Consider the following 22,391-nt stretch of genomic DNA (forward strand, 5'->3'; position numbering starts at 1 on the left):
CTAATACAGTATCACAAAAATGGAATAGAGCGCCCTAAAGGGATTTTGCGAAATCTGCAAAATCGAAAAGTTTGTGAAAAACGACGAATATGCCGCATTTTCACAGTATGCTTTCGGGTCGCTTTCGCCAACTTTGTCAATCTATGGAATAGGAGTGGTCGCGTTTTATGGTAAAGGTCAAGCCCGTACAAAACGGCAGAACGACCCGCATGAGCTTTTCCCGCATCAACGAAGTGATTGGTATGCCCAATCTGATCGAGATCCAGAAAAACTCTTACAACTGGTTCCTGGAGGAAGGCCTGCACGAGGTTTTCCACGACATTGCCGCGATCGAGGACTACACCGGCAACCTGGTGCTGGAGTTCGTTGATTATCGGCTGGACAAGAACCCCAAATATTCTATTAAAGAATGTAAAGAGCGGGATGCCACGTATGCGGCACCCCTGTACGTCACTGCCCGTCTGTTCAACAAGCAGACCGGTGAGGTGAAGGAGCAGGAGATTTTCATGGGCGACTTCCCGCTCATGACCGATGCCGGCACCTTTATTTCCAACGGTGCAGAGCGTGCGATCGTCTCTCAGCTGGTCCGTTCCCCCGGTGTTTTCTATGGCTCCAGCAAGGACCGTACCGGCAAGGACCTGTTTACCGCCACCATGAACCCCAACCGCGGCGCATGGCTGGAGTATGAGACGGATTCCTCCGATGTGTACTATGTCCGCATCGATAAGAACCGCAAGCTGCCGGTCACCACGCTGCTGCGTGCCCTGGGCCTGTCCACCGATGAGCAGATCAAGCAGTTCTTCGGCGACTCTGAGCCGAAGATCAACGCCTCTCTCGAGAAGGACATCACCCACAACACCGAGGAAGGCCTGCTGGAGGTTTACCGCAAGCTGCGCCCCGGTGAGCCCCCGACGGTCGAGAACTCCCGCGCCCATCTGAACAACCTGTTCTTCGACCCGCGCCGCTACGACCTGGCTCGTTTCGGCCGCTACAAGATGAACAACAAGCTCAGCCTGACCCGTCGCATTGCCGGCTACAAGGCTGCTGAGGATATCATCGCCCCCCTGACCGGCGAGCTGCTGGCCGCCAAGGGCGAGAAGATCAACATGGCCAAGGCTGAGGAAATCGACAACGCCGGTGTCACCCGCGTCGTCATCCTGGTCGAGAAGAAGGGCGAGGAGCCGCGTCCGTTCATCGTCATTTCCAACGGCTGCGTCAACGCCCAGAATTTCTTCAGCTTTGACGTTGAGGCCGAGGCCGGTGTCAACGAGCGTGCCAACTTCGCCGAGATCCGCAAGATCCTCGACACCACCTCTGACGTGGAAGAGCAGAAGGAGCTGCTGCGCCAGAACCACGATGTTCTGATCAGCCGCACCGTCACCGTCGATGACATCTTCGCTTCCGTCAACTACCTGTTGGGCCTGGATCACGGCATCGGCACCACCGATGAGATCGACCACCTGGGCAACCGCCGCGTTCGCAGCGTCGGTGAGCTGCTGCAGAACCAGTTCCGCATCGGCTTCTCCCGCATGGAGCGCGTCATCCGTGAGCGCATGACCTTGCAGAACCAGGAGAACGGCGAAATCACCCCGCAGAGCCTGGTCAACATCCGCCCGGTCGTCGCCGCCATCAAGGAGTTCATCGGTTCCAGCCCGCTGTCCCAGTTTATGGACCAGAACAACCCCCTGGCCGAGCTGACCCATAAGCGTCGTCTGTCCGCTCTGGGCCCCGGCGGTCTGTCCCGTGACCGCGCAGGCTTCGAGGTCCGCGACGTTCACTACACCCACTATGGCCGTCTGTGCCCCATCGAGACGCCTGAAGGCCCGAACATCGGTCTGATTTCCTACTTGGCTACCTACGCCAAGATCAACAAGTACGGCTTTGTCGAGGCCCCCTACCGCAAGGTGGACAAGGCTACCGGCACCGTCACCGATGAAGTTATCTATATGACCGCCGACGAGGAGGACGAGTACATCGTCGCCCAGGCCAACGAGCCGCTGGATGAGAACAACCACTTCGTCCGTACCCGCGTTTCCGGCCGTCACCGCAACGACATTCAGGAGTTTGAGGCCTCTCAGGTCGACTTTATGGATGTTTCTCCCCGCATGATGGTTTCCGTCGCTACGGCCTGCATTCCGTTCCTGGAGAATGATGACTGTAACCGTGCTCTGATGGGCTCCAACATGCAGCGCCAGGCCGTGCCTCTGATGGTCACCCAGCAGCCGCTGGTCGCCACCGGCATGGAGTACAAGGCTGCAACCGACTCCGGTGTCTGCGTCCTGGCCGCCCACGACGGCACGGTTGAGTATGTGGATGCTGAAAAGGTCGTTGTCCGCTGCGCAGACGGTTCTGCCGATACCTACGAACTCATCAAGTTCATGCGCTCCAACCAGGGCAACTGCAACAACCAGCGCCCCATCGTCAACGTGGGCGAGACCGTCAAGGCCGGCGACGTGCTGGCGGACGGCCCCGCGACCCGCAACGGCGAGATCAGCCTGGGCAAGAACGCCCTGGTCGGCTTCATGACCTGGGAGGGCTACAACTACGAGGACGCCGTTCTGCTGAACGAGAAGCTCGTCCGCGAGGATGTCTACACCTCCATCCATATCGAAGAGTACGAGACCGAGGCCCGCGACACCAAGCTCGGACCTGAGGAAATCACCCGCGATATCCCGAACGTCGGCGACGACGCTCTGAAAGATCTGGACGACCGCGGCATCATCCGCATCGGTGCTGAGGTCAAGACCGGCGACATCCTCGTCGGCAAGGTCACCCCGAAGGGCGAAACCGAGCTGACCGCCGAGGAACGCCTGCTGCGCGCCATCTTCGGCGAGAAGGCCCGCGAAGTCCGTGACACCTCCCTGCGCGTGCCCCACGGTGCCTACGGCATCGTTGTTGACGTCAAGGTCTTTACCCCCGAGAACAGCGACGAGCTGCAGCCCGGCGTGCGTATGTGCGTGCGCTGCTACATCGCCCAGAAGCGTAAGATCAGCGTCGGCGATAAGATGGCCGGTCGTCACGGCAACAAGGGCGTTGTTTCCCGCATCCTGCCGCAGGAGGATATGCCCTTCCTGCCCGACGGCACCCCGTTGGACATCGTGCTGAACCCCCTGGGCGTTCCTTCCCGTATGAACATCGGTCAGGTGCTGGAAGTCAACCTGGGCTATGTCGCCAAGGCGCTGGGCTGGAAGGTCCAGACCCCCGTTTTCGACGGCGCACACGAGTCCGACCTGCGTGACTGCTTCGCCGAGGCCCGCGAAAAGTGGCATGGCGAGAACGCCCCCGAGTACCCGACCCACCTCGACCGCTTGATGGGCGAGAAGGGCCACGTCATCGACTTCTCCAAGATCGACCTGACCGACGACGGCAAGACCACCGTTTACGACGGCCGTACCGGCGAGCAGTTCCCCAACAAGGTCACGGTAGGCTATATGTACTACCTCAAGCTGCATCACCTGGTTGACGATAAGATTCACGCACGTTCCACTGGCCCCTACTCCATGGTCACCCAGCAGCCTCTGGGCGGCAAGGCACAGTTCGGCGGCCAGCGCTTCGGCGAGATGGAAGTCTGGGCGCTGGAAGCCTACGGCGCCGCTTACACCCTGCAGGAGATTCTGACCATCAAGTCCGACGACGTCGTGGGCCGTGTCAAGACCTACGAGGCCATCGTCAAGGGCGAGCCGATCCCGCGCCCCGGTATCCCCGAGAGCTTCCGCGTTATGCTCAAAGAGCTGCAGAGCCTGGGCCTGGATATCGTTGTGCAGGATAAGGAAGGCAACGCCGTCGATATGCGTCAGGAGTTTGACGATGATGACAGCAGCTTTGAGAACAATGACTACGACCTGGGCGACAACGTCATGGTCGAAAGTGAGCTGCAGGACGATTACAGCGTCAAGGATGCCGACGAAGGCTTTGACGATGATCTGGACGAGGATGCAGGCCCCACGGCTGACGACCTCGCTGCGATCGAGTCTGATTCCTTCGACGACTGATTGAGAGTGTATCGTGTGTCATATTGAATTTGAGAGGGTTCGCTGAATGGAAAATAAAGAATTCGATTCTATTAAGATCGGCCTTGCCTCCCCGGACCAGATCCGTGCCTGGAGCTACGGCGAGGTCACCAAGCCCGAAACCATCAACTACCGCACCCTGAAGCCGGAGCGCGACGGCCTGTACTGCGAGCGCATTTTTGGACCTACCAAGGACTGGGAGTGCCACTGCGGCAAGTACAAGCGCATCCGTTACAAGGGCAAAATCTGCGACAAGTGCGGCGTTGAAGTCACCCGCGCCAAGGTCCGCCGTGAGCGCATGGGCCACATCGAGCTGGCTGCACCGGTTTCCCACATCTGGTACTTCAAGGGTATTCCCAGCCGCATCGGCCTGATGCTGGACATCAGCCCCCGCCAGCTGGACAAGGTGCTGTATTTCGCCAACTACATTGTCACCGACCCCGGTTTCACGCCGCTGGAGAAAAAGCAGCTGCTGACCGAGCGCGAGTACAAGGAAATGCGCGAAAAGTACGAGGATACGTTTGAAGCCGGCATGGGTGCTGAAGCCATCCAGAAGCTGTTGGCTGAGATCGACCTCGACAAACTGAGCAAAGAACTGCGCGAAGAGTTGGAGCATGCCAACGGCCAGAAGCGCGTCCGTCTGCTGAAGCGCTTGGAGTGCGTTGAGAGCTTCCTCGAGAGCAACCAGCGCCCCGAGTGGATGATCATGACGGTCATCCCGGTCATCCCGCCGGATCTGCGCCCCCTGCTGCAGCTGGACGGCGGCCGTTTTGCGACCTCCGACCTGAACGATCTGTACCGCCGCGTCATCAACCGCAACAACCGCCTGAAGCGCCTGCTGGAACTCGGTGCGCCTGACATCATTGTCCGCAACGAGAAGCGTATGCTGCAGGAGGCTGTGGACGCCCTGATCGACAACGGCCGCCGCGGCCGCCCGGTCACCGGTGCCAACAACCGTGCTCTGAAGTCCCTGTCCGATATGCTGAAAGGCAAGCAGGGCCGCTTCCGCCAGAACCTGCTGGGCAAGCGTGTTGACTACTCTGGCCGTTCCGTCATCGTCGTCGGCCCCGAGCTGAAGATGTACCAGTGCGGTCTGCCTAAGGAGATGGCCCTCGAGCTGTTCAAGCCCTTCGTCATGAAGGACCTGGTCGAGAAGGAGAAGGCCAACAACATCAAGTCCGCCCGCAAGATGGTCGAGCGCGCCCGCCCTGAGGTCTGGGACTCCCTCGAGACCGTCATCAAGGGCCACCCGGTCCTGCTGAACCGTGCACCTACGCTGCACCGTCTGGGCATCCAGGCCTTTGAGCCTGTCCTGGTCGAGGGCCGTGCCATCAAGCTGCACCCCCTGGTCTGCACTCCCTTCAACGCCGACTTCGACGGCGACCAGATGGCTGTCCATCTGCCGCTGTCCACCGAGGCCCAGCGCGAAGCCAAGATGCTGATGCTGGCCTCCGGCAACCTGCTGAAGCCCTCTGACGGCGAGCCCGTCACCGTGCCCACGCAGGATATGATCCTGGGCAGTTACTACCTGACCCTGGTCAACCCCGACGATAAGGGCCACGGCAAGATCTTCCGTGATGAAGCCGAGGCTATGATGGCCTACTCTGAGGGCCTTATCACCCTGCAGGCACCCATCAAGGTGCGCCGCACGATGGTCTTTGACGGCGTGGAGGAGACCGGTCTGGTCGATACCACGATGGGCCAGATCATCTTCAATAACCCCATCCCGCAGGATCTGGGCTATGTCGACCGCACCGACCCGGCAACGAAGTTCGACTACGAGATGAACCCCCGCACGCTGAAGATCGCTTCCGGCGGCAAGAGCGACAAGCTGACGAAGAAGGGCCTGCCCGACATCATCAGCCGCTGCCTGACCAAGCATGGCACCAAGACCTGCGCCATGATGCTGGATCAGATCAAGGCCCAGGGCTACAAATACTCCACCCTGTCCGCTATCACCGTCGCCGTTCCCGATGCTATCATGCCCGAGGAAAAGCCGGAGATTCTGGCTGCCGCTGACAAGAAGATCGAGAAGGTCATGAAGAACTTCAACCGCGGCCTGATCTCCGACGAGGAGCGCTACCGCAAGACGGTCGAGATCTGGCAGGCCGCCACAGAGGAAGTCTCCGAGGCTCTGAGCAACAACCTGAAGAAGAACCACCAGCGCAACCCCATCTATATGATGTCCGATTCCGGTGCCCGTGGTTCTATGGACCAGATCAAGCAGCTGGCCGGTATGCGCGGCCTGCTGGCGAACACGGCCGGTAAGACGCTGGAAATGCCTATCCGCGCCAACTATCGTGAAGGCCTGAATATCCTGGAATACTTCATCTCTTCTCGAGGCGCTCGTAAGGGCCTGGCTGATACCGCTCTGCGTACTGCTGACTCTGGTTACCTGACCCGCCGTCTGGTTGATGTCTCCCAGGAAGTTATCATCCGTGAGGAAGACTGCCACGCAACCGAGGGTATCTGGGTCCGCGAGATCAGCGAGGGCAACTCCGTCGTTGAGAGCTTCAAGGAGCGCTTGAACGGCCGTTACTCCCTGCATGATGTCCATGATCCTGCCACTGGCGAGCTGCTCGTCAGCAAGGACAAGATGATGGATATGTTCGACGCTGAAAAGATCGTCAACGCCGGCATCACCGAGCTGGAGATTCGCTCCGTCATGACCTGCCGTGCGCATGTCGGCGTCTGCGCCCGCTGCTATGGCTCCAATATGTCCAACGGCCAGTGCGTCAAGGTCGGTGAGTCTGTCGGTATCATCGCTGCTGAGTCCATCGGCGAGCCCGGTACCCAGCTGACCATGCGTACCTTCCATACCGGCGGTATCGCATCTGCCGAAGATATCACCCAGGGTCTTCCTCGCGTTGAGGAATTGTTCGAGAGCCGCCGTCCCAAGGCCATGGCTATCATGACTGAGATTGGTGGTACTGTCCACATCGACGACACCAAAAAGAGCCGCCATGCCGAGATTACCGGCGTGGACGAGAACGGCGCCCCTGTCACGAAGAGCTACCTGATTCCCTTCGGCCAGCGCCTGAAGGTCATGGAGGGCGACGAGGTCGCCAAGGGTGCTCTGCTGACCGAAGGCCATGCGTATCCGCAGGATATCCTGGCCGTCCAGGGCCCCATCGCTACCCAAAACTACCTCATCAGCGAGGTTCAGAAGGTTTACCGTCTGCAGGGTGTTGACATCAACGATAAGCATATCGAAGTCATCGTCCGCCAGATGATGCGCAAGGTTCGCCTGGAGGATGTCGGCTCTGCTGATCAGATCATCGCCGAGCTGGATACCCTCAAGAAGAACGGCCAGATCGAGGGCGCTACCGAGACCGCCGTCAACGCAGGCCTCGAGGCTGCCAAGCTGCTGGATTGCCTGAGCACGACCCGCTTCCTGAACGGTGGCGTTGTCAACCGCCGCGATGTGATGATCGTGAACGAGGAAATTCAGAAACGCATCGACGCAGGCCAGACCGACCTCAAGCTGGTCCAGGCCAGCCAGGTGCTGCTGGGCATCACTAAGTCTAGCCTGGCTACCGACTCCTTCCTGTCCGCCGCTTCCTTCCAGGAGACCACCCGTGTCCTGACTGAGGCTGCCATCAAGGGCAAGGTCGACCCGCTGGCCGGCCTGAAGGAGAACGTCATTATCGGTAAGCTCATTCCCGCCGGTACCGGTCTGCCGGAGGTCGAGGAGGAGCTGGTCCAGGCAGAGATCGCCCGTGACGCTGCCGAAGCCGCCTACGACCACTAATCCATAAAAAGTAAAGTGCCCCACCGCTAACCCGCGGTGGGGCATTTTTGGTGGTGCCCATCCGTCCACGATTGACACACACTTGTAAAACGGTTATAATAAATTAACCAGACCATGCAAAGGGAAGTGACACCATGCTGTTCCTGCAATACCCGCCGTGTTCTACCTGCCAAAAGGCCAAAAAATGGCTGGACGACCACGGCATTGCCTACACCGCCCGCCATATCAAGGCGGATAATCCTACCGCCGACGAGCTGCGTGCCTGGATCGCCCAAAGCGGCCTGCCCATTAAGCGGTTCTTCAACACCAGCGGCCTTGTCTACAAAAATCTGGGTCTGAAAGACAAGCTGCCCACCATGACCGAGGACGAGCAGATCGCCCTGCTGGCATCGGACGGTATGCTCGTCAAGCGCCCCTTGCTGGTGGCGGACGACTTCGTCCTGCCCGGCTTCAAACCCGCCGAATGGGAGAAGGCACTTTTGTAAACGCATATCCTCTGTTCTGCAAAACCATATTAATAAGGAGAAAACCATGGCTGAAATTTTAAAAGACCGCAGCGAACTCGACACGCAGTTCCAGTGGGACCTGACCCCGATGTTTGAGAACGACGACGCCTGGGAAGCCACCCTCGCCAGCCTCGACGCGGATATTGAGAGTCTGTCCGCCTTTGCTGGCAAACTGAACGATGCCGTTACCATCGGTGCGTACCTCGATGCCTCCACCGAGGTGGGACGCAAGGTCGAGCGCCTCTACTGCTATGCCTCCCAGCGCCACGACGAGGACACCCGCGACGACAAGGCCCAGAGTATGTATGCCCGCGTCGGCAGCAAGTATGTCAAGATGGCTGCCGCCCTGTCCTTCGCCCAGCCCGAAATCCTGTCCCTGCCCGAGGAGACGCTGACCGCCATCGTCAACGACCCTGCCGTCGCCGACTACAAGTTCAACCTCGAGGATCTGCTGCGCAGCAAGCCCCACACCCTGACCAAGGCTGAGGAAAAGCTGCTGGCCAGCTTTGGCGAAGTCATGTCCGCGCCCTCCGAGGCCTACCACAATTTGGAGGATGCCGACCTGCTGTTTGATGCCGTCAAGAACGGCGCAGGAGAGACTGTCGAGGTCACCGGCTCCAACTTTGTGCCTCTGGAAATGGGCACCGATCGTGTTCTGCGCGAGAACGCTTTCCACAGCTACTACAAGAGCTACCGCGAGCACATCAACACCTTCGCGGCCATGTACAGCGGCGCCATCAAGGCCGCCACCGCCGAGGCTGCTGCCCGCAATTATCCGTCCTCCCGCGCCATGGCTATGGCAGGGGAGAACGTGCCCGCCGAGGTCTATGACAACCTCATTGCGACCGTCCGCAAGCATATGTCCGCCATGCACCGCTATGTCCGCTTGCGCAAAAAGATGTTGGGCGTTGATGAGCTGCATTTCTACGATGTCTACGCCCCGCTGGTCGGCGACCTGAAAAAATCCTACACCTACGAGACCGCGCAGGAAATGGTGCTGAAAGCCGTTGCCCCCCTGGGCGAAGACTACCAGGAAACTGTCCGCAAGGCATACGCTGAGCGTTGGATCGACGTTTACCCCAACCGCGGCAAGCGCGGCGGTGCCTACTCCGGCGGCTGCTATGACTCCAACCCCTATATCCTGCTGAATTTCAGCGGCACGCTGGACAGCGTCTCCACCCTGGCGCACGAGATGGGCCACACCATCCACAGCTGGCGATCCCGCCAGCACCAGCCGCCGCAGTACGCGGACTATACGCTGTTCGTCGCCGAGGTCGCGTCCACCGTCAACGAGAACCTGCTCATTGAGCAGCTGCTCCAGAACGAGAACGACCCCCAGACCCGCCTGTACCTGCTGAACCAGTACCTCGAGAACTTCAAGGGCACCGTCTACCGCCAGACGATGTTTGCCGAGTTCGAGCGCGAGGCCCACGCTATGGTGGAGCGCGGTGAGGCCCTGAACGCCGCCGCCCTGAACGCCCTGTACAAGCGCCTGGTCACTGACTACTTCGGCGACGACATGGTCATCGACGACGAGATCCAGTACGAGTGGGCGCGCATCCCGCACTTCTACCGCCCGTTCTACGTCTACAAGTACGCAACCGGCTACTCCACCGCCGTGGCTCTGTCCGAGGGCATCCTGAAAGAGGGCGAGCCCGCCGTCAAGCGCTACAAGGAGTTCCTGTCCATGGGCGGAAGCGCCTACCCGCTGGACGAGCTGCGCCACGCCGGTGTTGACCTTGCCACCCCGGCCCCCGTGGACGCGGCCCTCGAGAAGTTTGAGCGCATCCTGGATGACGCCGAGGCAACACTGGCGAAGCTGCAGTAAGCCTGTCCCTGCAACCGGGTAGAGATGTAGGGGCCGCACATGTGCGGCCCGCAACCCTCCGGCAGGCACCTGTTCACCTTACATGAGCGGGCCGGGCATGCCCGGCCCCTACAGGCGCAATACACCAAAAAGAGGAGCGCCCTCCGCGGGCGCTCCTCTTTAATAATAGGTATGCGATGTTACTTGCCCAGAACTGCCTTGATGTAGGCGGCCTCACGAGCTGCAATCTGATCCTGATATGCCTTTACGGCTTTGGCGTAGGCAGCCTCACGCTGATCGGCGGAAGCCTGCGCGGCCTTGCCGGCGGCAATTACGGCGGCTACTCTGGCGTCAGCCTGAGCCTGTGCGGCTTTTCCAGCGGCGATGACAGCCAGGCAATCTGCATCGGCTTTCGCCTGGGCAGCCTTGGCGGCCTTCAAAATCGCGGCGCTGTCGGCGTCAGCCTTTGCCTTTGCGTTCTTGGCGTAGGCATCGACCGCCGCCGTGTAAGCGGCTTCTTTGGCGGCGATCTGGGCCTGATAAGCCTTCACGGCGGCAATGTAGTCACTGTTGGCATCTGCAAAAACAGGCACAGCGAGCAGCGATACCATGCACAGGGAAATCAAAACAGCAAGGAATTTTTTCATAATCGATACCTCCTCAAAATATGTGGCAGATAAGTGTCGCCCGGGGACGCCCCGGACTTGTCTGTATCCTCATTATAACAAAACGGGGAACAGGATGCAACAGAAATCGACTCGTCAAAATCATAAATCTGAACGCTGCATTTTGTGCATAATGTATATTTGTCTCTGCGGCATAGACAAAACATACAAGATATGGTGCGCCCGGCACGGCGCAAGGGGAGCGCGGCTGCCCTTATTTTATGCACAGACTTTCCGAAACGTGCCCCGATCGGGCAGACCAGGGCAAGAATTGCACATTTTGCTTCAGAAACGAAAAATTCTCCGTATTGCACGATTTTTTCAAGATTTTTTTGGCAATACTCTTGACAATCCGGTCGGAATGCTGTAATATAATCATTGCGTGAGTTGCGGGGTATAGTGCGGCCATTCGGCAGTACAAACCGCAAAAAAGCGCGTGAATAAGTGAAGAAAGGAGAAAAGAAATGCCTACTTTTAACCAGCTCGTGCGCAAAGGCCGTGAGGTCCTGGTCAAAAAGAGCACTGCACCTGCCCTTCTGAAGAGCTACAACTCCCAGAAAAAGGAGTACACCAACCTGAACAGCCCGCAGAAGCGTGGTGTCTGCACTGCTGTGCGTACCATGACCCCCAAAAAGCCTAACTCTGCTCTGCGTAAAGTTGCCCGTGTCCGCCTCACGAATGGTATCGAGGTCACCTCTTACATTCCCGGTATCGGCCATAACCTGCAGGAGCACAGCGTTGTTCTGATCCGCGGCGGTCGTGTCAAGGATCTGCCCGGTGTCCGTTACCACATCATCCGTGGTACGCTGGATACCCAGGGTGTTGCGAACCGTAACCAGGCCCGCAGCAAATACGGTGCTAAGCGCCCCAAGGCCGGTGCCAAGAAGTAAGGAAACATCTTTTCGCCATAAAATAGGCCAACGCCTTTTTTGTGGCACAACGGGAGTTTCTTAACTTTCGAGTACCGATGATATCATTTATGTGAAGGAGGGAAGAAAGATGCCCAGAAGAGGTAATGTCGCGAAACGCGAAGTTCTGGCCGATCCTATTTACAATTCCAAGGTTGTCACCCGCCTGGTCAACTACATCATGCTGGATGGCAAGAAAGGTGTTGCTCAGGAGATCGTTTACGATGCATTCAACATCGTGAAGGAAAAGACCGGCAACGACCCGCTCGAGATGTTCGAGAAGGCTATGGAGAACATCATGCCTAACCTCGAGTGCAAGACCCGCCGTGTCGGCGGCGCTAACTACCAGGTCCCCCTGGAGGTCAGCCCCGCTCGCCGCGAGACCCTCGGTCTGCGCTGGCTGACTGCTTACAGCCGCGCCCGTGGCGAGAAGACCATGTCTGCTCGTCTGGCTGCTGAGATCATCGACGCCACCAACGGTGTCGGCGGTTCTGTCAAGAAGCGCGAGGATACGCACAAGATGGCCGAGGCCAACAAGGCTTTTGCCCACTATCGTTATTGATTCGCTGTCGAGGAGGTTTAAGCCATGGCTACGCCGAGAGATGTATCTCTTGCAATGACCCGTAATATCGGTATCATGGCCCACATCGACGCAGGTAAGACCACCACCACCGAGCGTATCCTGTACTACACCGGTATCAACCATAAGATCGGTGAAGTTCATGACGGCGCTGCTACGATGGACTGGATGGAACAGGAGCAGGAGCGTGGTATCACCATCACCTCCGCTGCTACCACCTGCTATTGGAGCCATACCGAGACCCAGCACGATCCGGCTCTCTTCAAGAAGAACCGTCATCGTATCAACATCATCGACACCCCGGGCCACGTTGACTTCACCGTTGAGGTTCAGCGTTCCCTGCGCGTTCTGGACGGTTCTGTTACCGTTTTGGCCGCTAAGGGCGGTGTTGAGCCGCAGTCTGAGACCGTTTGGCGTCAGGCTGACGAGTACAAGGTTCCCCGCATGGTTTACGTCAACAAGATGGATACCATGGGTGCCGATTTCTACCGCTGCGTTCAGATGCTCCATGATCGTCTGCACGCAAACGGTGTGCCCATCCAGCTGCCCGTTGGCCAGGAGGATACCTTCAAGGGTATTATCGACCTGATCGATATGCAGGCTGACATCTACTATGATGACATGGGCAATGACGTCCGCGTTGAGCCTATCCCTGAGGATATGCAGGAGAAGGCCCAGGAGTACCATGACAAGCTGATCGAGGCTGTTGCTGAGACCGACGAAGAGTTGATGATGAAGTACCTGGAAGGCGAAGAGCTGACCAAGGAAGAAATCAAAGCTGCTCTGCGTAAGGCTACCATCTCCAACGAGATCGTGCCTGTTGTCTGCGGCTCCTCCTACAAGAACCGCGGCGTTCAGAAGCTGCTGGATGCCATTGTTGACTACATGCCGGCTCCTACCGACGTTGCAGCCATCAAGGGCACCAACCCCGAGACCGGCGAGGAGGAGGATCGTATCTCCTCCGACGACCAGCCGTTCGCAGCTCTGGCCTTCAAGATCATGACTGACCCGTATGTCGGTAAGCTCTGCTTCTTCCGTGTGTACTCCGGTACGCTGGACGCAGGCACCACCGTCTACAACTCTGTCAAGGATAACAACGAGCGTATCGGCCGTATCCTGCAGATGCACGCCAACAACCGTAAGGACATCGACACCGTTTACGCGGGCGATATTGCGGCTGCTGTCGGTCTGAAGAATACCACCACCGGTGACACGCTGTGCGACGAGAAGCACCCCATCATTCTGGAGTCCATGAACTTCCCGGAGCCCGTTATCCGCGTTGCCATCGAGCCCAAGACCAAGGCCGGCTCTGAGAAGATGGGCATTGCGCTGGCAAAGCTCGCTGAAGAGGATCCGACCTTCCGCACCTGGACCGATGAAGAGACCGGTCAGACCATCATCGCCGGTATGGGCGAGCTCCATCTGGAGATCATCGTCGACCGTCTGCTCCGCGAGTTCAAGGTCGAGGCCAACGTTGGTGCTCCCCAGGTTGCTTACCGCGAGACCATTCGCAAGGAAGCCAACCAGGAGACCAAGTACGCCCGCCAGTCTGGTGGTAAGGGCCAGTATGGTCACGTTAAGATCAAGCTGGAGCCCAACCCCGGCAAGGGTTACGAGTTCGTCAACGGTGTCGTTGGCGGCGCTATCCCGAAGGAATATATCCCCGCTGTTGACAATGGTATCCAGGGCGCGATGAAGTCCGGCGTTCTCGCTGGCTATCCCGTCGTTGATGTCAAGGTCACCCTGTGGGATGGTTCTTATCATGAGGTCGACTCCTCTGAAATGGCGTTCTCCATCGCCGGTTCTATGGCATTCAAGGATGCTATGAAGAAGTGCGATCCCGTCATCATGGAGCCCATCATGAAGGTCAACGTTATCGTGCCTGATGAGTACATGGGCAACGTTATCGGCGACCTGAACAGCCGCCGCGGCCAGATCACCAACCAGGAGTCTCAGGACGGTACCGCCCGCGTGACTGCTATGGTTCCTCTGTCCGAGATGTTCGGCTACGCCACCGACCTGCGTTCCAAGACCCAGGGCCGTGGCCAGTACTCCATGGAGCCTGATGAGTATCAGCAGGTTCCCAAGAGCGTTGCCGACAAGATCATGGCCGAGCGCGCTCACAAAGTGTAATTTTTAAGTCATACTTCATAAATTATACTTGCAATTTCTCTTTAAATTTTGTATGATAGTCTTACGCAAGACTACCAATATGTTTTAATTAAAGGAGGACACTTCCAATGGCTGAAAAGGAAAAATTTGACCGCTCTTTGGAGCACGTCAACATTGGTACCATTGGTCACGTTGACCATGGTAAGACTACCCTGACCGCTGCCATCACCAAGACTCTGGCTCTGAAGGGCGACGCCGACTTCATGGATTACTCCAGCATCGACAAGGCTCCCGAGGAGAAGGCTCGTGGTATCACGATCAACACCGCTCACGTTGAGTACCACACCGAGAAGCGTCACTACGCCCACGTTGACTGCCCGGGCCATGCTGACTACATCAAGAACATGATCACCGGTGCTGCTCAGATGGACGGTGCTATCCTGGTTGTCGCTGCTACCGATGGTCCCATGCCCCAGACCCGTGAGCACATCCTGCTCGCCCGTCAGGTCGGCGTGCCCAAGATCGTTGTCTTCATGAACAAGTGCGACATGGTCGACGACGAGGAGCTGCTGGATCTGGTCGAGATGGAGATCCGTGAGCTGCTGAACGAGTACGACTTCGATGGCGACAACACCCCCATCATCCGTGGTTCTGCTCTGAAGGCTCTGGAGTCCACCAGCACCGATCCCAACGCCCCCGAGTACAAGTGCATTTGGGAGCTGATGGACGCTGTTGACAGCTACATCCCCACTCCTGACCGTGCTGCTGACAAGCCCTTCCTGATGCCTGTTGAGGACGTCATGACCATTTCTGGCCGTGGCACCGTCGCCACCGGTCGTGTCGAGCGTGGTACTGCCCACGTCGGCGACCAGATGGAAATCGTCGGTCTCAAGGAAGAGAAGATGACCACCACCATCACCGGCCTCGAGATGTTCCGCAAGAGCCTGGAGTTCGCTCAGGCTGGCGATAACATCGGCGCCCTGCTGCGTGGCGTTGACCGTGACCAGATCGAGCGTGGCCAGTGCCTGTGCCAGCCCGGCTCTGTTCACCCCCACACCACCTTCGACGGCCACGTTTACGTCCTGAAGAAGGAAGAGGGCGGCCGTCACACCCCGTTCTTCAACAACTATCGTCCTCAGTTCTACTTCCGCACCACCGACGTTACCGGCATCATCACCCTGCCCGAGGGCACTGAGATGTGCATGCCCGGCGACAACGTCGATATGCACGTTGAGCTGATCACCCCCGTCGCCATGGAAGAGGGCCTGCGTTTCGCTATCCGCGAGGGCGGCCACACCGTTGGTTCCGGCGTTGTTTCCAAGATCGAGAAGTAATTTCTTGCTCTGAAAAGCAATACTAAGGGCGCTGTCCGTAAGGGCAGCGCCCTTTTTTGTATTGGAAACCGATGCTTGTAGGGGGCGGCGTCCTCGACGCCCTGCGGAGGAGGGCAAGAACCCTCCCTGCAATAGAACACATCCCGCTGCGCTTGTGCACCATCCACAAACGCAGCGGGATTTTTTTGCGGAAAAAGTCAAATAAATCATATAAACCCATTGACATTCTGGGTAAATAGGTATATTATACAGGCATCGGGTTTGAACAAATGCAAACCAAAAACCAGAAAGGGGAACGCTGCCATGTCTGCTATGTGTTGTTGCCGTATGTACTGTCACCGGGCATGGTCTATGGGGCGCACCAGCACCCCTATGTGTTGAACCTGACCTTCGTCCGGGAACTTTCGTTACGAAAGCCCGGATTTTTTTGTACCCAAATTTGTTCATGACCCGATAGGGAAGGGGAGACTTTCGTGGATTGGAATGTGATCGCACAATACCTGCCACTGTACAAAAAGGCCGCGTGGCTGACCCTGCGCCTTGGCCTGGCAGGCATCGTGATCGCAATAGTCGTCGGGCTGGTCTGTGCGCTGGTCCAGTATTACAAGGTGCCTGTGCTGCGCCGCATCGTGGGGGCCTACATCGAGCTCAGCCGCAATACGCCGTTGCTGGTGCAACTGTTTTTCATCTATTATGGCCTGCCGAAAATCGGCATCAAGACCAACGCCGAAATCTGCGGCATTGCGGGTCTGGCGTTCCTGGGCGGCAGCTACATGGCGGAGGCGTTCCGCAGCGGGTTGGAATCCATCGAGCCGATTCAGACCGAGAGCGCCATGAGCCTGGGCATGGACCACGCGCAGACGATGCGCTACATTATCCTGCCGCAGGCTATGTCCATCAGTGTGCCGGCGTTCGTCGCCAACGTCATTTTCCTGTTGAAGGAGACCAGCGTGTTCAGCGCCATCAGCCTGATGGACCTGATGTTCACCGCGAAAGACCTCATCGGCCTGTACTACAAAACCACCGAGTGCCTGTTCCTGCTGGTGGTCTTTTACCTGCTGATTCTGCTGCCGGTGTCGCTGCTGGGCAGTTGGCTGGAAAGGAGGCTGCGCTATGCCGGATTTGGGGCTTAACGTACTGTTCAAGGGCAAAAACGCGGCCCGCCTGCTGGGTGGCCTGTGGGTGGCCCTGCGCATCAGCCTGATTTCCGTCGTCATCAGCATCCCGCTGGGCATCCTGCTGGGCGTGCTGATGAGCGGCAAGAATCCTATCGTCAAAGCCATCCTGTGGGTATACCTCGAAATCATCCGCATCATGCCGCAGATGGTGCTGCTGTTCCTTGTGTTCTTTGGCACCACCCGCGCCTGGGGGTGGGATCTCTCGGGCGAGACAGCGTCCATCATCGTTTTTGTGCTGTGGGGCACAGCGGAGATGAGCGACCTCGTGCGCGGGGCGCTGATCTCCATTCCCAAGCACCAATACGAGAGCAGCGAGGCGCTGGGCCTGACGAAGGGGCAGACCTACCTGTACATCATCATCCCGCAGACGGTGCGCCGCCTGATCCCGCTGAGCATCAACCTTATCACCCGCATGATCAAAACCACCAGCCTGGTGCTGATGATCGGTGTCGTCGAGGTGTTGAAGGTCGCGCAGCAGATTATTGAAGCCAACCGTATGTCCAGCCCGAACGCTGCGTTTGGCATCTACCTGGTGGTGTTCCTGCTGTATTTCCTGGCCTGCTGGCCCATCAGCCTGCTGGCATCGTACTTAGAGAAAAAGTGAAGGTAAAAAACCATGGCAGAACCAATTTTGACTGTGGAGCATCTTGTCAAGGGCTATGGTGAAAATACCGTGCTGGACGATGTCAGCCTGGCTGTCCGCCCCGGTGAAGTCATTGTGGTCGTCGGCCCCAGCGGCTGCGGAAAAAGTACGCTGCTGCGGTGCATCAACGCCCTGGAACCTACCCAGAGCGGCCGCGTGCGGCTGGGCAACGAGACGGTTGCCTACGGCGGCAAGGGACTTACCAGCCTGCGGCAGCGCATTGGCATGGTGTTCCAAAGCTATGAACTGTTCCCGCACCTGACTGTGCTGGACAACGTGATGCTGGCCCCCAAAAAGGTGGCCAAGCGCCCGAAAGCCGAGGCGCAGCAGGAGGCCGAGGCCCTGCTGGACCGCGTAGGTCTGCTGGGCAAGGCCAAGAGCTACCCGCGTGAGCTGTCCGGCGGCCAGAAGCAGCGCGTCGCCATTGTCCGTGCGCTGGCTATGCACCCCGAGATTTTGCTGTTCGACGAGGTGACGGCCGCCCTGGACCCCGAGATGGTTCGCGAGGTGCTGGACGTCATGTTGGATCTTGCGAAGCAGGGCCGCACGATGATCATTGTCACCCACGAAATGCAGTTTGCCCGCGCGATCGCCGACCGGGTCATCTTCCTGGACGGCGGCAAAATTGTAGAGGAAGGCACGCCGGAGGAGTTCTTCGACCACCCCAAGACCGAGCGCGCCCAGAAGTTCTTGCGGACCTTCACGTTTGACAGCGTGAAGTGAAAATCGTTGTAGGGCGGGGTACTCTCACCCCGCCGCATATAGAGGAAAGTATATAAAGGTTAAAAGGAGTGTACCATCATGAAAAAGTTTACCAAAGTGACCGCTGCGGCATTGGCCGCGACCCTCAGCCTGTCCCTGGCCGCCTGCGGCAGCAGCGCCAGCACCGATGCAGCCTCCACCGCATCCGCTGACGGCGCTGTCTACCGCACGCTGGACGAGATCAAGGCCGACGGCACCATCAACATCGGCGTTTTCTCCGACAAGAACCCGTTCGGCTACGTTGACGAGAACGGCGAGTATCAGGGCTACGACATCTACTTCGGCAACCGCCTGGCCGAGGATCTCGGCGTCAAGGTCAACTACGTCTCCACCGAGGCCGCCAACCGCATTGAGTACCTGCAGACCGGCAAGGTGGACGTCATCCTGGCAAACTTCACCGTCACGCCGGAGCGTGCCGAGGAAGTGGATTTTGCGCTGCCCTACATGAATGTCGCGCTGGGCGTTGTCTCCCCGGATTCCAGCGTCGTCACCACGCTGGACAACTGGAACGCCGATGACCAGATGATCGTCATTTCCGGCACCACCGCCGAGACCTATCTGACCCAGAACTACCCCGACATCCCGCTGCAGAAGTACGATTCCTACGCCACCGCCAAGAGCGCCCTGGAGAACGGCGGCGTGGCCTGGGCCAACGATAACACCGAGGTCATCGCCTTCGCAAAGCAGAACCCCGGCTACAACGTCGGCATCCCCTCTCTGGGCAGCCAGGATACCATCGCCCCGGCCGTCAGCAAGGGCAATGAGACGCTGCTGAACGCCATCAACGACGAAATCAAGGCCCTGGGAGAGGAAAACTTCTTCCACAAGGACTATGAGGCTACACTCGTTGACACCTATGGCACCGACTACGAGAGCAGCCTTGTTGTCGAGGGCGGCGTGACGAGCGCCAACTAAATAAGGCTTCTCCCTTGGGAGAAGCTGTCCGCGAAGCGGACTGATGAGGAGCGGGCTTGCCAGGCAACCTTTGAATGGGATGCAGCCGCAAGCTCGCCCCTCATCCGGCCCTGCGGGGCCACCTTCAGTCTACGCGCTAAGAGCCGCCTACGGCGGTTGCGCTCCGACACGCGCCTGCGGGCGCAGCCCCAAGGGGGAAGGCATAAAGAAAAGCGGCAGACTATGCACGGTCTGCCGCTTTTTCTATACAGGCTATTCTACCCCAAATTCAGCCCTTACGCGGGCCAGCATCTCCCGCTGGGCGTTGGCCTCGGTGTCGTTGTCCACGCTGCCAAAGGCACGCTGGGCGGCGCTGCCGGGGCCGGTGGAGCCGTACTCGCCGAAGCGGGCGGTCTTTTCGTTCTCGGGGTCACGCCAGTTGTCCCAGCCGTCGGTGCAGACTTCGTCGCTCAACACGCAGTCCAGCCAGTAGCAGGCCGCGTCAGCCCGCCAGGGACGGCCCAGATAGACGCTGCCGGGCGCGGCGCTGCCCTGTACGGTACAGTTCACAAACAGGTAGCCGGGCTTGCCAGCGGGCGTGCTGGGGGCTGTGATGTAGCAGGTGCCGGTGGCGTGGTGCCACGGCTCAATGCGGCAGCGGTCAAACACCGCGTTCGCGCCGCCGAAGATAAAGTCAATGTTGCCACGGATCGTGCAGTTCTTGTAATACTGCACGGTGTCCAGCCGGGGCGCGTTTTCCCGCGGGCCGCGGAAGCCGTGTTCCTCCCGCTCTTTCAGGGGCAGGGGAGCAGTGAACAATGTATCCTGGTTGCCGTAAAGGTTCACGTCCTCCATCAGCACGCGGCTGGCGTCGGCGTAGACAGCCAGCGCCTGCCCTGCCTTTGCACCATCCCCGGCGTTGTTCTGCACGGTCAGGTTGCGCACAACGGCCCTGCCGCCGCCCAGAAACAGCGTTTCACTGCGGAAGGTTCCGGTCTTACTCTCGCCCGGCCAGGGGTCACGGCCGCCCACAGAGGCTGTGAGTACGGTCGCATTGCGGTATTCGCCCTCGATGATATAGTCGGCCAGTTCAATAAAGGGCCGTTCCTCATAGATGCCGTGCTTGATGTAGAACCGTACCGGCTCATTGGGCGTATCGGCACAGGCGGCCACGGCGTCGGTCAGCGTGCGGTAATCGCCGGTGCCACCATCGTCCACTACCAGTGTTTTTCTCTGAATGTCAGCCATCAAAAGAATCCTTTCATAAATGCAATGTCGCTAGCCGCGCGGGCGGGTACGGCCTCTTCGCGCAGCACCGGCAGGGTGGCCTGGGGCAGTTGGCGCAGCATGGCGAAGGCCCCGGCGTAGTCGGTGCGGCTTTCTTCCAGGCTCGTGTGCAGCAGGCCGCCCTCGGCGTCAAACGCCTGGCCTTTGAAGTGTACGGCGACGATTTCCTCGCCCAGCAGCTCACCCATGTCGTTCCAGATGCGTGCCTGATCGTGCACGTTCTCGGCGTTGACAAGGTTGCTCATGTCAAAGATGACTTTCAGGTTCGGGCTGCGCATCGTGTCCAGAATGTGCCGCGTGGCGGCGGGGGAGTTCATGCTGTGCAGCGTCACAGGCTCAATGCCCACCGTGACGCCCAGTTCCTCCGCCGTGGGCAGAATCTCAGCCAGGCTGCGGCAAAGCAGTTCCTGGGCTTCCTCGCGGGTCGTACCGGCGGGCTGCTTGGACATGGCGGTCGTCTCCGTGCCAATGCACCCGGCCCCCAGCGCCTTGCAGACGGCCAGCTGGCTCTTGAAATCTGCCGCGTTCTGCAAGCGACTCTCATCGTTGATGGCAAGCTCCACATAGGTGCCCAGCACGGCCACCTGGATGCTGTGTGCTTTCTCGGCGGCAATAGTGTCGGCCACCAGCGCGTCGGTCACGTCGGCATAGCTCTTGACTGTTGGCACGCACTTTTTGTAGGCCAGCTGTACGGCGGCAAACCCGTCGGCAGAGACCTTGGCAAACAGTTCGTCGGGCGTGCCCTTGCCGTAGTCATGCAGGCGGGCACCCACGATAAATTTCGGCATACAAACCCCTCCTTACTGCTTTTGGGCGGCCAGGATCTCCGTGTAGGCCAGCAGCAGCGGGCCTACGCCCTTGGCGTCGTTTTCCACGATCGGCTCACTGAAATAGTAGGCCAGGCTGCCGTCACGGCGGGTCGCACCGCCAAGACCTGCCACCAGGCAGATCCCGCTCAACTGCAGCGCACCGTCCGCGCCCACGCCCAGGTGGCGGTCACAGGTGCCGTAGAAGGCCTTCTCACCGTAGGCGGCATAGCGCTTAGGCAGGTAGCCCAGCCGCACGCCCTTGAGCACCGCGTAGGCAAACAGCGCACTGCCGGAGGTCTCCAGGTAGTTGCCCTCGACGCCGGCCTTGTCAATGACCTGCCAGAACATACCGCTCTCGGCGTCCTGGAACGCGATCATCGCATCCACGGCGTCCTTCAGCATCGACATGATGGCGCGATACTCGTAGTACAGCATTTCGTCCATGCGTTCCAGCACATCCACCATCGCCACCAGAAACCACCCCATGGCGCGCAGCCAGAAGTTGGCGCTGCAGCCGGTGACGGGGTCGGCCCAGTACATTTCGCGGCTCTCGTCGTAGCCGTGGTAGTACAGGCCGGTCTTGGAATCCTTCATGTGCTTCTGGATGTTCATGAACTGCTTGTAGCTGTCAATGCAGCCGTGCATCCCGTTGCAGCGGGTCTCGTACTCCATGTAGAAGGGTTGGGCCATGTAGGTGCCGTCCAGCCAGACCTGGTTAGGGTAGATTTTTTTGTGCCAGAAGTTGCCTTCCTTGGTGCGGGGCTGGGTCTCCAACTGGCCGCGTATCGTTTCAATCGCGTCGCGGTAGCGCTGGTCGCCGGTCAGGTCGTAGAGGGTAAACAGGTTCTTGCCCTGATTAACATTGTCCAGGTTGTATTCCTCAGGGTCATAGGTCTCAATGACGCCGTGATCCTTGACGAAGTAATCGAGAAAATTCTTGGAGAAGGTCAAAAACTTCTCGTCACCGGTGGTCTTGTACAGGCTCAGGCAGGCGGTGATCATGCAGCCGTCGATGTAGTTCCACTTATTGGGCTTGCCGCTGCGCACTTTTTCAATGTTCCACAGCGGGGCCTCGGCGGTGGAACCGGCAATCAGGTAGTCCACATAATGGCCCAGGGTGGACAGGATTTCTTCGTGGGTCATGG

The 22,391-nt window shown here is 58.8% G+C and carries 16 protein-coding genes; 12 read left to right on the forward strand and 4 right to left on the reverse strand.

Annotated elements, in window-relative coordinates; genetic code table 11:
- Positions 1–167 precede the first annotated feature (167 nt).
- The 4 genes from GPK89_RS11805 to pepF all read left to right on the forward strand — a co-directional run bounded on the left by GPK89_RS11805 (position 168) and on the right by pepF (position 10,095).
- Complete coding sequence (locus GPK89_RS11805; RefSeq protein ID WP_215693384.1) at positions 168–3,992, forward strand: DNA-directed RNA polymerase subunit beta; 3,825 nt, start codon at positions 168–170, stop codon at positions 3,990–3,992.
- Positions 3,993–4,038: 46 nt separating this feature from the next.
- On the forward strand, positions 4,039–7,761 hold the full coding sequence (rpoC, locus tag GPK89_RS11810) for a DNA-directed RNA polymerase subunit beta' (protein WP_215693386.1): 3,723 nt from the start codon (positions 4,039–4,041) through the stop codon (positions 7,759–7,761).
- A 134-nt stretch (positions 7,762–7,895) separates the two neighbouring features.
- Positions 7,896–8,246 carry an arsenate reductase family protein gene (locus tag GPK89_RS11815; RefSeq protein ID WP_215693388.1) on the forward strand — a complete coding sequence of 117 codons (351 nt, stop codon included), beginning with the start codon at positions 7,896–7,898 and terminating at the stop codon, positions 8,244–8,246.
- A gap of 46 nt (positions 8,247–8,292) precedes the next feature.
- Positions 8,293–10,095: an oligoendopeptidase F gene (gene pepF, locus GPK89_RS11820; RefSeq protein WP_215693390.1), complete on the forward strand. Its 1,803-nt coding sequence runs from the start codon at positions 8,293–8,295 to the stop codon at positions 10,093–10,095.
- A 179-nt stretch (positions 10,096–10,274) separates the two neighbouring features.
- Here pepF and GPK89_RS11825 read toward each other — a convergent pair whose 3' ends face one another.
- Positions 10,275–10,721 carry a hypothetical protein gene (locus GPK89_RS11825; protein WP_215693392.1) on the reverse strand — a complete coding sequence of 149 codons (447 nt, stop codon included), beginning with the start codon at positions 10,719–10,721 and terminating at the stop codon, positions 10,275–10,277.
- Positions 10,722–11,203: 482 nt separating this feature from the next.
- On the opposite strand from GPK89_RS11825, the gene rpsL reads away from it, so the two are divergent.
- The 8 genes from rpsL (at position 11,204) to GPK89_RS11865 (ending at position 19,171) form a co-directional block, all read left to right on the forward strand.
- The gene (gene rpsL, locus GPK89_RS11830; RefSeq protein ID WP_078784251.1) at positions 11,204–11,629 is read left to right on the forward strand and encodes a 30S ribosomal protein S12; all 426 of its coding nucleotides are present in this window, start codon (positions 11,204–11,206) and stop codon (positions 11,627–11,629) included.
- Between the two features lie 109 nt (positions 11,630–11,738).
- The gene (rpsG, locus tag GPK89_RS11835) at positions 11,739–12,209 is read left to right on the forward strand and encodes a 30S ribosomal protein S7 (protein ID WP_147610546.1); all 471 of its coding nucleotides are present in this window, start codon (positions 11,739–11,741) and stop codon (positions 12,207–12,209) included.
- A gap of 24 nt (positions 12,210–12,233) precedes the next feature.
- Positions 12,234–14,360 (forward strand): elongation factor G, encoded by a 2,127-nt coding sequence (fusA, locus tag GPK89_RS11840; RefSeq protein ID WP_215693394.1) that lies wholly within the window; start codon positions 12,234–12,236, stop codon positions 14,358–14,360.
- A 107-nt stretch (positions 14,361–14,467) separates the two neighbouring features.
- Complete coding sequence (gene tuf, locus GPK89_RS11845; RefSeq protein WP_215693396.1) at positions 14,468–15,673, forward strand: elongation factor Tu; 1,206 nt, start codon at positions 14,468–14,470, stop codon at positions 15,671–15,673.
- Between the two features lie 473 nt (positions 15,674–16,146).
- Positions 16,147–16,806 (forward strand): amino acid ABC transporter permease, encoded by a 660-nt coding sequence (locus tag GPK89_RS11850; protein ID WP_215693398.1) that lies wholly within the window; start codon positions 16,147–16,149, stop codon positions 16,804–16,806.
- A complete protein-coding gene (locus GPK89_RS11855) occupies positions 16,787–17,455 on the forward strand; it encodes an amino acid ABC transporter permease (protein WP_215693399.1) in 669 nt (222 codons plus the stop codon). Before GPK89_RS11850 ends, GPK89_RS11855 begins: the two co-directional genes overlap by 20 nt.
- 12 nt (positions 17,456–17,467) lie before the next feature.
- Positions 17,468–18,217, forward strand: a complete 750-nt coding sequence (locus GPK89_RS11860; RefSeq protein WP_252261654.1) for an amino acid ABC transporter ATP-binding protein — start codon at positions 17,468–17,470, stop codon at positions 18,215–18,217.
- A 78-nt stretch (positions 18,218–18,295) separates the two neighbouring features.
- Complete coding sequence (locus GPK89_RS11865; RefSeq protein WP_215693400.1) at positions 18,296–19,171, forward strand: transporter substrate-binding domain-containing protein; 876 nt, start codon at positions 18,296–18,298, stop codon at positions 19,169–19,171.
- A gap of 252 nt (positions 19,172–19,423) precedes the next feature.
- Here the strand turns inward: GPK89_RS11865 and GPK89_RS11870 are convergent, their stop codons facing one another.
- From GPK89_RS11870 to GPK89_RS11880, 3 genes are read right to left on the reverse strand one after another with little or no spacing between them, the layout of a single operon-like run.
- The gene (locus GPK89_RS11870; RefSeq protein ID WP_215693401.1) at positions 19,424–20,398 is read right to left on the reverse strand and encodes a pectinesterase family protein; all 975 of its coding nucleotides are present in this window, start codon (positions 20,396–20,398) and stop codon (positions 19,424–19,426) included.
- Positions 20,398–21,225, reverse strand: a complete 828-nt coding sequence (locus GPK89_RS11875) for a sugar phosphate isomerase/epimerase family protein (protein WP_215693402.1) — start codon at positions 21,223–21,225, stop codon at positions 20,398–20,400. The genes GPK89_RS11870 and GPK89_RS11875 overlap by 1 nt, the downstream gene beginning before the upstream one ends.
- 12 nt (positions 21,226–21,237) lie before the next feature.
- Positions 21,238–22,389, reverse strand: a complete 1,152-nt coding sequence (locus tag GPK89_RS11880) for a glycoside hydrolase family 88/105 protein (RefSeq protein ID WP_215693403.1) — start codon at positions 22,387–22,389, stop codon at positions 21,238–21,240.
- Positions 22,390–22,391: the final 2 nt, after the last annotated feature.

The organism is Gemmiger formicilis (genome assembly GCF_018784445.1).
GTDB lineage: Bacteria > Bacillota > Clostridia > Oscillospirales > Ruminococcaceae > Gemmiger.

What these genes read in the sequence shown, in the direction of transcription:
- GPK89_RS11825 (WP_215693392.1), bottom strand. Translation starts at nt 10,721, where the DNA reads ATGAAAAAATTCCTTGCTGTTTTGATTTCCCTGTGCATGGTATCGCTG.
- rpsG (WP_147610546.1), top strand. Translation starts at nt 11,739, where the DNA reads ATGCCCAGAAGAGGTAATGTCGCGAAACGCGAAGTTCTGGCCGATCCT.
- GPK89_RS11815 (WP_215693388.1), top strand. Translation starts at nt 7,896, where the DNA reads ATGCTGTTCCTGCAATACCCGCCGTGTTCTACCTGCCAAAAGGCCAAA.
- GPK89_RS11860 (WP_252261654.1), top strand. Translation starts at nt 17,468, where the DNA reads ATGGCAGAACCAATTTTGACTGTGGAGCATCTTGTCAAGGGCTATGGT.
- GPK89_RS11875 (WP_215693402.1), bottom strand. Translation starts at nt 21,225, where the DNA reads ATGCCGAAATTTATCGTGGGTGCCCGCCTGCATGACTACGGCAAGGGC.
- tuf (WP_215693396.1), top strand. Translation starts at nt 14,468, where the DNA reads ATGGCTGAAAAGGAAAAATTTGACCGCTCTTTGGAGCACGTCAACATT.
- GPK89_RS11865 (WP_215693400.1), top strand. Translation starts at nt 18,296, where the DNA reads ATGAAAAAGTTTACCAAAGTGACCGCTGCGGCATTGGCCGCGACCCTC.
- GPK89_RS11870 (WP_215693401.1), bottom strand. Translation starts at nt 20,398, where the DNA reads ATGGCTGACATTCAGAGAAAAACACTGGTAGTGGACGATGGTGGCACC.
- GPK89_RS11855 (WP_215693399.1), top strand. Translation starts at nt 16,787, where the DNA reads ATGCCGGATTTGGGGCTTAACGTACTGTTCAAGGGCAAAAACGCGGCC.
- pepF (WP_215693390.1), top strand. Translation starts at nt 8,293, where the DNA reads ATGGCTGAAATTTTAAAAGACCGCAGCGAACTCGACACGCAGTTCCAG.
- rpsL (WP_078784251.1), top strand. Translation starts at nt 11,204, where the DNA reads ATGCCTACTTTTAACCAGCTCGTGCGCAAAGGCCGTGAGGTCCTGGTC.
- fusA (WP_215693394.1), top strand. Translation starts at nt 12,234, where the DNA reads ATGGCTACGCCGAGAGATGTATCTCTTGCAATGACCCGTAATATCGGT.
- GPK89_RS11880 (WP_215693403.1), bottom strand. Translation starts at nt 22,389, where the DNA reads ATGACCCACGAAGAAATCCTGTCCACCCTGGGCCATTATGTGGACTAC.
- GPK89_RS11805 (WP_215693384.1), top strand. Translation starts at nt 168, where the DNA reads ATGGTAAAGGTCAAGCCCGTACAAAACGGCAGAACGACCCGCATGAGC.
- rpoC (WP_215693386.1), top strand. Translation starts at nt 4,039, where the DNA reads ATGGAAAATAAAGAATTCGATTCTATTAAGATCGGCCTTGCCTCCCCG.